Raw genomic sequence first — 13,524 nt, forward strand, 5'->3', positions numbered from 1 at the left:
TTTCTGTAAAAGGGACAGGTGGATTGAGAGATATCATACCCGTCAGAACGCATAAGGAGGCGAAATACGTGGCGCCATTCACCATGATGGATATCAAATTGCTGTGCGGGGTCACGGCATTTAAACGAGGGGAAGCCTATAACCAGTCCGGCAGGGTGAGCAATCTGATTGTAAGTGACGATCAGCGTCATTATGAAGCCATGGTGCGTGGCACGGAACGATATCAGGTGAAGGTGGATTTGGACGAAAAAGGGGAAGTTGAGGCAGGCTGCACCTGTCCAGGCGATGGCCGGTATTATGACTATTGCAAACATGTCGCTGCAGTTCTGCTGGCGATTCATGAATGGGGTGAGCAGCAGGAGCTTAAAGCTGCCGGTACCAGTAGTTCTCGGGAGTCATCCAAACCTTCTTCAGGGAATCCTTCTGGGTTCGGTAAAGGCTCCGCTTCCAGGGTAGGTACGTTGGTGGAAGAGAAGGAGTGGGAGCGTCCCAACTCTCCTTCAATCTTAGACTCGGCTAGGGATTACAATCCGGAACGACACGAAGGTCCAAGTACAAAACGGTATACGGAGTCCAGTACGAGTACAACATCTCATTCTTTTGCACAAAAGAATAGAACCTCCGCTTTCGGGCTTAATTCCGCTGCTGATGCGGATCATCAACCGGTTGCCCATTTTGCCCAGGCAGGCCGCCCAAGCTCAGCCCCGGGGTGGGGTCGTTCGGCAGATAAGCCTTCGTATCGCACAGCTGACCAGATTCTGTCCATCTTTGCCAAGGAACGCAGTCCCTTACATGCGGGGGAACGTAAATATACGGCACCTGTCACCCGCTCATCGCTGCGAGAAGAGCTTCAGGTTCAGTTTATATGCAAGCTCGTTCAGGTTCACAAAGGGGGAGCCAAGCTCGCGCTGGAGCTTAAGGTCGGAAGTAAACGGCTATACGTGGTGCAAAAGGTGAAGCAATTCCTGAACTGCGTCGAGAAGGGCGAGCCGATGTCGTTTACCAAACTGTTTTTCTATGATCCTTCCATGCATTATTTCAGCCCCCAGGATCAGGAGATTCTATCCATGCTGATTCGTATGAGGCAGAGCGAGGAAGCGTATCGTGAATCCATCTCCGGTTATCTGGGTGCTTCGGATGGCCGGGATATATTGATTGCGCCGCTGGTGTGGAAACCGCTGCTGGAATTGCTGCTTCAGGCCGACAGCCGGATGGAAGGTACCGGACTCGCGAACGGACCGCTCGCGTTGGGTGAAGGTGCACTGCCTTTGTTTTATCGGATTGCCCAGGGGGACAATGAGGGGTATCAGCTCGAGATTTCAGGTTTACGCGAGTTGATTCTTCTTCCGGCCTATGATGCTGCTGTGGTCGAAGGACAACTTCACATGCTGGAGCCGATGCAGATGCGCAGTCTGGAAGACTTGAGCAGGGCGCTCACTTCGTATGGGATTAAGGAAAGCATCGACATTTCATCTCAGCAAGTCGATGAGTTCGTGCAGCATGTGGTGCCGGAACTGCGTACGCTTGGACATCTGTCGATCGACGCCCAGGTGCGTGAACGAATTGCTGAGCCGGAGCTGGCGCCGAAGCTCTACATTGATTTTTACCGGGAACGGATCACTGCGCGTCTGGAGTTTGATTATGGTGTAATGGTGATTAACCCGCTGGCGGAGTATCTGATCGATGAAGAAGAGAAAAAGGTTATCCTGGTGCGTGATCGCCATGCCGAGCGAAACATTATTGAGCGACTGGATCGTTCCTTCCTGGAACGGGAAGGCAGCGTGTGGGCAAGTGAACGTGAAGATGCCATCTATGATGTAATGTATCATTTGGTGCCTGAATTGGAGAAACAGGTGGACATCTATGTCCCGAATGCCGTGAAGGCCATGATGCCATCCTATCCCACCCCTCCCAAAGTTCGAGCAGATCTCGGGAAAGGACTGGACTGGCTGGAGATTTCGTTTGAAATGGAAGGCGTGAACGAGCAGGAACTTCAAGAAATCATGCGCAGCATTGTGAAAAAGAAACCGTATTTCCGCTTGCGCAGCGGTGTCTTTCTATCGCTTGAAAATGAAGGAGCAGACAGCTTCGCCCACATGGCGGATTCGCTGGGACTGGGAGCGGACGATATCAAAGGCAGCCACATTCGGCTGCCAGCCGTTCGAGCGTTACAGCTTCCGGGCCGGGAGGAGGTTTCTGGACATGTGAAGTGGGGAGGTTCCCTGAAGCGTTTCCTGGATGACCTTCGTGATCCCGAGCGGATGGATTTTGCAATGCCGAACGGACTCGCTCCCGTGCTGCGGGATTATCAGGCCAGTGGATATCAGTGGCTGCGCACACTCGCTTATTATCGTTTTGGCGGGATCCTGGCAGATGATATGGGACTTGGCAAAACGTTGCAAAGTATCGCGTATATCACGGCTGAACTAAGTGAGAACCCGATTTTAGACGGAGATGTTGGAAGATCAGATCGTTACGGGAAAAATGGGATACTGCGAGAGGGTGCTTCAGAGCCTGCTTATTCAGGGATTGATCCTGTAACCGGATTGCCATGGGATGAAGCGTCTCTGGTAGGGCTGGGGGGGAATTCCCATGCATCGGGAATATCGCAGGATGGCTTAACCATTCAAAGCCAAGCGACCCATCCCCCTGTGCTTGTCGTCGCACCTGCTTCGTTGACCTACAATTGGGCGAATGAATTTGCGCGTTTTGCCCCGCATTTACGCGTTCTTATCGCTGCAGGGCAAAAAGAAGAACGAGCCAATATGCTGGCTGACATGGACCAGGCGGATGTAATAGTAACATCCTATCCGCTGCTGCGTCGAGATCTCGAAACATATCTGGGGAGAACATTCCATACGCTTATTCTGGATGAGGCTCAGGCGATCAAAAATTCTTCCTCTCAGACGGCACAGGCCGTCAAGCAGATTCAGGCACCGCGGCGCTTTGCGCTCACAGGAACGCCTGTAGAGAACTCGCTGGATGAGCTGTGGTCCATTTTTGAAGCGATATTTCCCGGTCTGTTTCCAAGCTATCGCAGATTCCGAGACCTGCCGCCGGAGCGCATTGCCCGGATGGTTCGTCCGTTCATTCTCCGCCGCCTGAAGAAGGACGTGCTCGAAGAACTGCCGGATCGTATTGAGACGGTACAGCGCTCTGAGCTAACGGTGGAGCAGAAGAAACTGTATGCCGCCTACCTCTCCCAGCTTCAGGATGAGACATCCAAGGATATGGAAGAGAACGGTTTCCAGAAGAATCGGATCAAAATACTTGCAGGCATCACCCGTTTACGTCAGCTGTGCTGTCACCCGGCTCTGTTTGTGGATGGCTACCAGGGAGACTCAGGCAAAATGGAGCAGCTGCTCGAAACGGTTCAGGATTGTCTCGCGGCAGGCAAGCGGATCCTGATCTTCTCCCAATTTGCAAGCATGCTGAATCTGATTCGGCAGACACTGGCCGCGCAGGGCAGGAATCTGTTCTATCTGGACGGCCAGACACCGTCTCAGAGCCGCGTCGACATGTGCCGCAGATTCAACGAGGGGGAAGGCGAGCTGTTCCTGATCTCAATGAAAGCTGGCGGTACTGGGCTGAACTTAACGGGTGCAGATACCGTCATATTATATGATCTGTGGTGGAACCCCGCAGTCGAAGAGCAAGCTATTGGACGTGCCCATCGGATGGGGCAGAAGCAAGTCGTTCAGGTTATTCGTCTGATTACGGAAGGTACGATCGAAGAGAAGATTCTGGAATTGCAGCAGCGGAAGAAGGATCTGATTGCGGAAGTGATCGAACCGGGGGATGGGGGATCAACCACCTTATCTGAGCAGGATATCCGAGAGCTGTTGATGGTATAATGAAGTCCAATCATATTGGAGTTTTCCATCATTAAATATATTAAAATATGACTCTATCTAGCAAAGGAGTGGGTTCTGCTGCGAATCCGCAAAGCCATTATTCCGGCTGCCGGGCTGGGTACCCGGTTTCTGCCTGCAACCAAGGCCATGCCGAAGGAAATGCTGCCCATCGTCGACAAGCCGACAATTCAGTACATTATCGAAGAAGCGGTAGCTTCAGGTATTGAAGATATCATTATCGTTACAGGTAAAGGGAAGCGGGCCATCGAGGACCATTTCGATTATTCGTTTGAACTGGAACAGAATCTGGCAGGCAAACAGAAGTGGGATTTGCTGAACGAAGTTCGCAAACCTTCTGATATGGCAGATATCCACTATATCCGGCAAAAAGAACCGAAGGGCCTCGGCCATGCCATCTGGTGCGCTCGCAAGTTTATTGGGAACGAACCGTTTGCTGTCCTCCTCGGGGATGACATCGTGGAATCCAAGCAGCCTTGTTTGGGGCAGATGATTGAGGTCTATGACGAGCTGCAATCCCCGATCGTAGGGGTACAACCGGTCGACTGGAGCGAAGTATCCCGTTATGGAATCGTAGACGGAGAGGTCATATCTCCTACCGATGATCGTGTATTCCGTGCACGCCGTTTAATCGAGAAACCGAAGACGGAAGACGCACCTTCGAACCTAGCCATCATGGGACGGTATATTCTTACACCCGATATTTTCGATATTCTTGGTCAGCAGTCTGCCGGTGTCGGAGGGGAGATCCAGTTAACGGATGCCTTGTCCCGCTTGAATGACCAGCGGCAGATCCTTGCCTATCATTTTGATGGTCTGCGTCATGACGTTGGGGAGAAGCTAGGCTTTATTGAGACGACTATTCATTATGCGCTTCAGCGCCCGGATTTGCGTGACGATTTGTTGGACTACCTGAAGAAGATTGTGTCGTCGAATTAACTTGCTTCTAAAGGATTAGAGAAAAAAGGTTTGCCCATCTAGGGCAAACCTTTTTTAGTGTAAAATATTATTAGTAGAATCGTTAGGACACTTTTTTTGTTAGAAGTTCAGTTCAGCAATCTGTTTAATTTCGTCGGCCTCATTCGGTGCAACAGCAATAAGCTTATCATATACCGCTTGATCCTGTTGTCCATCCTTTGCCAGAGCGGCAAGGTACCAACGAGCAATTTCACGATTGGACGCATCGGAAAGATCCTCAGCAATTCCATTCTTAAGGATAGTTGCAGCTCCGGCAGAATCGTTTGACATGTATCTCATTTTTCCTGCATTCAGAATCATTGTTGGAGTAAGCTCGAATGGCTGTCCTTGAAGCTGTCCTTCAGGGAGAGTCTTGAGATGTTCTACGCCATCAACAACATGTTGGTAAGCATCCAAACCAGATGTGAAGTAGGATTCTTTCTTAGCTGTATCGCCTTGTCCGAGTGCCTGATATCCAAGATCGAATGAGCGGCTGATCAGTGTTTCATACCAATCCATATCCCAGATATAGTTGTTGGCATATTCTTTTTGGAGAGCGTATTCTTGGTCACTATCACCTTTAAGCTCATAGAGCTGGATCAGCTGTTTAACCATACTTTTGTTGTACGGCTCTGCTTGTAGTCCTTTTTGCAGCAGATCTACGCCTGCCGTATAGAACTGCTCATTTTGTGTCTGTTGGAAACCTTGTTGATATAGTGAAGCTAGCGTCAACAGAGAGTCAGAGTGTGTACTACGTATTGCCAAGTCCTTATCAAGTGCAGCTTTAATTTCTTCAAAGGATTGGCTGGTTTGCGCAACTTCCTTGGCTTCTTTTGCATATTGATTTGCTTGCAAGAAGCGGACGGATACAATCAATAGTATGATGATTAATACTCCGGCGATCGCGGTATAGATCCCTCGTGCAGCAGATGGGCTTATCTTCAAACGTTTAACAGGCCGTGGTTCAATTGCGGCTGCCATACCTCCAAATCCGATAAACACCAGCATGCCGATGAAAACATAACTCATATTGAAATCGAGTAGACTCAGTACCAGAATAGTCATAGACAAAATGAAAAATATAAAATGAGACTCTCTTTCGCTTTCATCTCTTCGCAAGTAGCTGCGAACGTATTGATAGAAGATGTAGAGAATAAATGCCATGAAAGTGATAAATCCGATGAATCCGACTTCTACCAGATACTGCATGAAGAAGTTATGTGCTTGGGCACTTACATAAGGATTGTTTTGATATTTTTCGTATAGTGCAGTCCAAGCGCCACCGCCAGCACCAATCAAAGGATAGTCTGTAATAACCTTGGCGGCATCTTTGTAGAAAGTGAGTCGTTCCAGAACACTGTGCTGTTGGAAGTTGATGTTTTCAAGACGCGTACTGATGCTGTCCGGCAAAATGTTGCGAACGCTGGTACCTAACAGAAGTACTGCTGCAATAATGGCAAGTAGTGCTGAGCCAAGCGGGATCCAGAGGCTTGAGCCTTTGCGTTTACCCCAGGTTTGTAGTTTCATCTCCATCTTGGTAGCGAGCCAACGTTGGATCAACCAGATGATGAATGCCACAACGAGGGATGCGGCAATCAGATAGATCCAACCCTTAGTTGCAAGTCCAGTAGAGAACTGTTGTTGTAATTCGAGCCCAGCGGTACTGACCGGGTTCAGGATGGCAATCGTACCAATTCCCGAAATGGCAAGATAAATGAACCATAAGATTTGTTTTGCTGGTTTAAGTAATAACAGGATGATCACGAACACAATTGGCATCATTACAAGTCCTGTCCGCGATAGTGTAAGCAACAGGGATAGCAAGATGGGAACAAGCATGAAGCCATGGACCAACTGCATGTAAACCTTTTTTGTACGGATCAGGCTAAAGATGCTAATGAACAGAAAAGCCATCAAGAACGCTGCGTATGTATTCGGGTACTGGAATACGGAAGCAAGCCGCGGACCGTTGGCATCATTCCAGATCGCCTGGTTGTAAACTCCATTGACTACACCTGAAGAGAACCATCCAACCAGCTTGCCGGCGAAGCTGAATGCACCAAACCAATTCAATAGACCAAATCCGACAATTACATATGCAATTCCTATTAAGGAAGATTGTATGATATGATTAATTTTGTGATTTTTGAGCATATACATAGCCATTATAAAGATCATGGCGTAAATACATTGGACTAGGACCATATTTACAGCCAAATAATCAGATGCTGCACTAATAAGTGACACTACGTAGGTAAGGGGAAGTAAAATAACGGCGAACTTAAGCCAGTCTTGCTGAGTTTTCAACTCGATTCGCTTACAATAGACAGCTGTCCAAATTATAAATAGTACAGCCGTAATTGCTACTGCCCAATAAATGGGGCCCTCAAATTGAAGTAATTGTCCATTGAATAACGCAACTTGGAAAGTAGACCAGAGTAAAAGTAAGGAGAGCCCTATGGTTAAGAGCCGCAATAATGATAAAGGTGAGTCGATTGATTCTTTACTCGAGGTCTTATTTTGTTTTCCGTATACTGGATTCGACAAGATATGATTCTCCTTTTTTTATAGATACGACAATAGTTTAGCACAATTCGATTTGTTGAGGCTAATTCCACGTTGGATTCTCCATTCTAAAATACGATTTTTATAAGGTGGGAATATGGATAAATATTCAGTTTACTTTCATAATTTTAAAAAGTATAACTATCTTCTAGCATTACTAACCCGTAACCACATTAGTAAAAAGTACAGGGGATCTATACTAGGCATATTTTGGAGCCTCCTTAATCCCTTGCTGCAGATGGTTATACTTACTTTGATTTTTTCGTCTTTATTTGGGAATCAAATTGACAATTTTCCGCTATATATGATTTCTGCTAGGTTAGTTTTTGAATTTTTTTCAACAGCCACTAATGGAACCATGAAGTCTATCGTGGATTCTTCTGACCTTATAAAAAAAGTTTATATTCCTAAATATTTGATTACAATTTCTAAAGTCTTGGCAGAATTTATAATTTTTTTAATATCACTGATCGATTTACTGGTTGTTATGTTTATCACAGGGACAGATGTAACCATTAATTTTATTTATGTACCGTTATATCTGGTATTACTTTTAATTTTTACGACGGGTGTAAGCTTAATGCTCTCAACAATAACAATTTTTTTCAGAGATGTTGAACATCTTTATGGTGTGTTTGTCATGACTCTAATGTATTTTTCAGCAATTTTTTATCCAGCAGATATTGTTCCGGAAAAATACAGATTTATACTGGAACTGAATCCGATCTATCAATTTATCAGTGGATTTAGACAAATCGTTTATTACGGACAACCTATTGAATTGGATAATATAGTGTATTGTTTTGTTGCTGGAGTTTTAAGTTTAGTAATTGGACTCTTCGTTTTTGAAAAGAATCAACATAAATTTATATTGCATGTATAGGGTGATGACATGGAGGAACTATCAATAAAAATTGAAAATGTAACAATGACTTACAAACTGACTGAAGAGAAGATTGACAGTTTTAAAGAGTTCTTTGTCAAATTTGTAAAAAGAAAAATAAAGTACAAAGAATTCCATGCGGTAAAGACCTTGAACTTAGAAGTGAAAAAAGGTGAACGTCTAGGAATCATAGGTCACAATGGTGCTGGGAAAAGTACTCTATTGAAACTGATATCTGGAGTTATAAAACCTACATCAGGGAGAATTATTGTAGATGGGACTATTGCTCCCTTATTAGAGCTAGGTGCTGGTTTTGATCCAGACCTTACAGGAACGAGAAATATATATTTGAATGGCGCAATACTAGGAAGAAACAAGAAGTTTTTAGATGAAAAATTTAATGAGATAATTGAATATGCCGATTTAGGTGAATTTATTAATGTACCCGTTAAAAACTATTCATCAGGGATGCGTGCACGACTAGGATTTGCTGTGGCTACCCAGATCAATCCGGATATTCTTATTGTAGATGAAATTCTGGGTGTTGGTGACCAAAATTTTAGAGATAAAAGTACAGCAAAGATGAAAGAGATGATCAATAGTGGTAAAACTGTATTGCTGGTATCACATAGTTTGGATCAAATTCAGGAACTGACGGAAAAGGTCGTTTGGCTTCAAAATGGAGAAATAAGAGAGTACGGGGATTCCTCACTAGTTTGTGAGAATTACAAAAAGTACATGAGTGGTCCGGAAGGCAAGCGTTCGAGAACGATCTAATGAAATATTTAATTAGAAAGACGAGCACTGGGTTTTATATAAAAACTTAATGTGCTTTGGGGGAACGATATAATGAATACGATTTTGGAAGAGGAAATGAAAGTATTATATAATCTAGTTGATCAGCATCAAACGGTTTCCTTTGATGTTTACGATACTGCTGTATTAAGGAATGTACTTTATCCTATTGATATATTTGAAATTGTTCAAAGAAAAATATCAGGAGAAGGAATAGTCTTTAACAATTTCAAAGAATTGAGAATCAAATCAGAGGAAGCAGCGCGAATCGCGTCTTCAAAAGAGGATATTTCAATTGATGAGATTTATTTAAAACTCAAGACATATGTGAAAAATGTAGACTTGGAATATATAAAAAAAATAGAGTTAGATACAGAAACAGAATTCACTATTGCTAATTCAATGATGAAAAAAATATACAATTATGCCCTTTCCAAGGGGAAATCACTTTACTTTATTTCTGACATGTATCTCCCTCAAACTTTTATTTATGAGCTACTCGTTAATCTCGGATATAAGGATTTTAAATTATTTGTATCTAATGAAGTAGAGAAGTGCAAAGGTACAGGTAGTCTATACCATTACATATATGAAATGGGTGATATAGATAAAAAATCTTGGTTGCATATTGGGGATAATTATATTTCGGATTGTAAAGTTGCGATGAATTTTGGAATTAATACTTATTATTATAAGGCATTAAGAGAAAGGAACATTGTCCGAGGTTCATATAGTATTGAGTATTCAATTATGAAGGCAATACAAATCAATGAAGTAGGAACCTCCGGAAAAATCGATTATTGGGAAAAATTCGGCATATATACTGTATCATCTATATTTTGGGGATTCACCAATTGGTTGATAAGAAATGTTCAAAAAAATGATCTGGACAATCTTCATTTTTTATCAAGAGATGGATATATACCTTATAAAATTTACGAAAAATTGAGGGATGTTATTTTAGATCTCCCACCAGGAAAGTACTTACATGCTTCAAGGCGTGTCTATCAACTCCCAAATATTCTAAATATGAATCGGCAAGACGCACTAGATTTGCTAACTGCTTTTAACCCAGCACTTGGTCAAAAAATAACTTTGGACGAAATATTTAATAATATTGGATTAGATATAGACAAATACTCAGTTCTCATATATGAGTATGGCTTCTCTAGTATTAAAGATGAGATCAAAAGTGAAATGCAGCGAGAGAAAATGAAAAAACTTTTAGATAGACTTTACCCGGAAGTAATCAGGATATTCGAGAGGGAAAAAGAGATATTAATTAAATATCTTAACCAAAATAGAGTTTTGGATTTTGAGAAAATTAATATAGTAGATATTGGCTGGAGAGGTTCGACTCATAAAGCCATAAAGGATATCACAGGAAAAAAGGTAGTGGGATATTATTTGGGCACTACTGACAATGTTTATGCCGATATCAAAAGTAACGTTGAAGGTTACGCCTTTAAACTAGGAAAGCCAAGAGAATACCAAAAAATGATAATGGATAATGTAATGATGTTTGAATTTATTTTCTCTGCCCCGCAGGGTTCCTTAATTAAACTTGAAGACAATGAGGGAATAATAATTCCTCGCTTTAAGCAAGAAGATAAATCCCAAAATCATCTAGTTCAAATTGAGAAAGGTATTATTAAAGCGACAGATTTATATAAAAAATATTATCCATATATAAAAAATATTGAAGTGAGCGAATGCCTTAACGACTATTTTGAATTTATAAATAGGAAAGACTATGACGATCTTATGGAATTTAGTCATTTATCAACTTCGGTTGGAATAGGAGACACCCAAGATACACAATCATTTGTGACTTCTGTTAATTTAAAACATTATGTTAATCATAAACGGCAGTTTAATCTGGATGCTGGAAAAAACCTGTGGAAGAATGCCCTTATAGTATATGGAAGCGTAGAAGACGTGAAAAAGGGAAGAATACAAGTACATTTTGAAGTGTTTTACAAGTTTGATTGGTTTATAAGAGAAAGAATCATAAAAGGAATACGAAATCCTGGTAAGGTATATAAATATATTTCGAGAAAATTAAGGAAGTGGTCAAGGTGATAAAAAAAATTAAGGATAAAATGTTCTACTATGCAGTTGAAAGAAATCCACATATTTTGCAAGAATATCAACAGTATAGATGGAATAATGAGGAGCTTCATAGGAAACACAGGCTGAAGTCATGGTTGTATCTTGGTAACCTTAATTTTAAGCACCGCTTATTAAAAATACCCTCTGAGGTCACACTCCACAAGTTACCAGAAAAAAGAGTAAGACTTCCATATCTCCAAGGAGCAGAATCAAACCTGCTTAAACGTAAGCCACCTCATATATTTGCAAGAGATCTCTTGAGCTATGATGTTATCTCTTTTGATATATTTGACACTTTAGTACTCCGGCCATTGGACGATCCTAGGGCTCTGTTCATGATCTTAGGCGAAAAGCATAACTATCTTGATTTCAGTAATATACGTATAAATGCTGAAGTTCAAGCTAGGGATAATGCAGCAGTCTTAAAAGGAAATAGAGAAGTAACTATATTCGATATTTACGAAATCATTGAAAAAAGGACGGGAATTAATAAAGATTATGGAGTTCAAATAGAATTAGAGACTGAAATTGATTTATGTTTTGCCAATCCTTATATGCTTCGGGTTTTTAATATATTAAGGGCTCAAGGAAAAAGGATCATTGCGACATCAGATATGTATCTTCATGAAAGTATGATTAGGAAGATACTAAACAAATGTGGATACATCGGTTTTGAAGAAGTATTTGTATCTTGTGATTATAACTGTAGCAAAAGAGATACAAATTTGTATAAAATTGCTCTTAAAAAAATTGGTGATTTTAATAAAGTTGTCCACATTGGTGACAACTATGTACCTGATATTGAAAGTGCGCAAAAGGTTGGTATTGACGCAATTTACTATAAGAATGTTAATGATGCTGGACGGCAATATAGAACAGAGGGTATGTCTGACTTAGTGGGTTCTGCTTATGCAGGCATTGTTAATGCTCATTTGCATAATGGTATAAAGGAATATGACCCGTATTACGAGTATGGATTTATCTACGGTGGTTTATATGTGTTTGGATATTGTAATTGGATTCATGAATACGTCAAAAAAAATAAAGTAGACAAAGTATTATTCTTATCAAGAGATGGAGATATATATCAGAAAGTTTTCAATAACTTGTTTAACGATGTTCCGAATGAATATGTATTCTGGTCCAGAATTGCAAATACGAAGTATACGGCGGATGTTAACAGGGACGATTTTTTGACAAGAATGATAACTCATAAGGCAATAAATGTTATAGATATTACTGTAGAGGATCTGCTTAAATCCCTCAACTTATCTACTCTCGAAAAAAGACTTCTTGATTTTGGTTTGAGGAAAGAGGAGATAATTAATAAGGGAAACGTAAAACAACTTGAAAATTTATTGATAGAAAATTGGGATGTTGTTATAGAAAGATATATGGGCGAGAATGAAGTTCTTGAGGATTACTTTATAAATGTTATTGGGGAAAGTAAAAAAGTTGCTGTTATTGACGTTGGATGGCTAGGAACCGGAGCAATGGGCATAAAGCATTTAGTAGAAGAAAAATGGAAAATGAACTGCGAAGTGAAGAGCTTGGTCGCAGCAAGCGCTAGTTGGAGTAGAGCTGCTAATATAAATGAATTAATGAAAAATCAAACAGAAACTTACATGTTTTCTCGGTTTTATAATAGGGAATTGTTTGATTCGCATTTGAACACTAACAAAAACACTAACAATGTATACTTTGAGTTGTTTACACAGGCATGCTATCCTTCTTTTGCTGGTTTTGATGTCAACAGTAATTTTGAATTCGATATACCTGAAGTCGAAAACTATGATGTGATTAAGAAAATACATCAAGGCATCATGGACTTCTCAACAATGTACAACGAGTTTTTTGAAAACCACAGTTATATGTATAATATTCCTGGGTATGATGCCTATCTACCTTTTAGGATGGTAACTAGAAACGTGGAATTCTTTAGAAGATTTTTTAGTGAAACTGCATTTTCAAGAGGTGTTGGAGCTGACTATACGAATCAACGTACTGAAACTATAGGGGATATCTTAAACATAGTGAATTTATAAAGAAATGAGTGATTCTATTATTTTATATCATGCAATTAGTTCTTATCAATTATTACAATCAATGGTGCACAAATTACTTTATCACAAATCTAAGAAAGCTATACTATTAACTACGAATTTCTTAGTTGAAAAGTTTCCTATCCACTCCAAGATGTATTCTTTATTTTTTGATGAAGTTGTTGTATATCATAGCCATGAAATTAAGGGACAAGAAAAATTAGATTTGTTAGATAATACTAATGATTACTTCACAAGATTTTTTGAAAAAGAAAAAATAAATCTGGATGATTTGGAT

General features: G+C 41.2%; 8 protein-coding genes. 7 read left to right on the forward strand and 1 reads right to left on the reverse strand.

Annotated elements, in window-relative coordinates:
- Positions 1-68: 68 nt before the first annotated feature.
- Entirely contained in the window at positions 69-3,854 is a 3,786-nt protein-coding gene (locus AC3WQ3_RS24940) for a DEAD/DEAH box helicase (RefSeq protein ID WP_492473994.1), read from the forward strand.
- 78 nt (positions 3,855-3,932) lie between these two features.
- Entirely contained in the window at positions 3,933-4,811 is an 879-nt protein-coding gene (gene galU, locus AC3WQ3_RS24945; RefSeq protein WP_492474000.1) for a UTP--glucose-1-phosphate uridylyltransferase GalU, read from the forward strand.
- Positions 4,812-4,910: 99 nt separating this feature from the next.
- Here the strand turns inward: galU and AC3WQ3_RS24950 are convergent, their stop codons facing one another.
- Positions 4,911-6,902 carry an O-antigen ligase family protein gene (locus tag AC3WQ3_RS24950; protein WP_492473995.1) on the reverse strand — a complete coding sequence of 664 codons (1,992 nt, stop codon included), beginning with the start codon at positions 6,900-6,902 and terminating at the stop codon, positions 4,911-4,913.
- A gap of 589 nt (positions 6,903-7,491) precedes the next feature.
- On the opposite strand from AC3WQ3_RS24950, the gene AC3WQ3_RS24955 reads away from it, so the two are divergent.
- The 5 genes from AC3WQ3_RS24955 to AC3WQ3_RS24975 all read left to right on the forward strand — a co-directional run.
- Entirely contained in the window at positions 7,492-8,277 is a 786-nt protein-coding gene (locus AC3WQ3_RS24955) for an ABC transporter permease (RefSeq protein ID WP_095359878.1), read from the forward strand.
- Between the two features lie 9 nt (positions 8,278-8,286).
- Positions 8,287-9,054: an ABC transporter ATP-binding protein gene (locus AC3WQ3_RS24960; RefSeq protein WP_095359877.1), complete on the forward strand. Its 768-nt coding sequence runs from the start codon at positions 8,287-8,289 to the stop codon at positions 9,052-9,054.
- A 72-nt stretch (positions 9,055-9,126) separates the two neighbouring features.
- The gene (locus AC3WQ3_RS24965; protein WP_492473996.1) at positions 9,127-11,154 is read left to right on the forward strand and encodes a hypothetical protein; all 2,028 of its coding nucleotides are present in this window, start codon (positions 9,127-9,129) and stop codon (positions 11,152-11,154) included.
- The gene (locus AC3WQ3_RS24970) at positions 11,151-13,229 is read left to right on the forward strand and encodes an HAD family hydrolase (RefSeq protein WP_492473997.1); all 2,079 of its coding nucleotides are present in this window, start codon (positions 11,151-11,153) and stop codon (positions 13,227-13,229) included. Before AC3WQ3_RS24965 ends, AC3WQ3_RS24970 begins: the two co-directional genes overlap by 4 nt.
- A gap of 4 nt (positions 13,230-13,233) precedes the next feature.
- A partial coding sequence (locus AC3WQ3_RS24975) for a hypothetical protein (protein WP_492473998.1) occupies positions 13,234-13,524 on the forward strand: 291 nt, incomplete at its 3' end.

The organism is Paenibacillus sp. FW104-T2 (assembly GCF_058789975.1).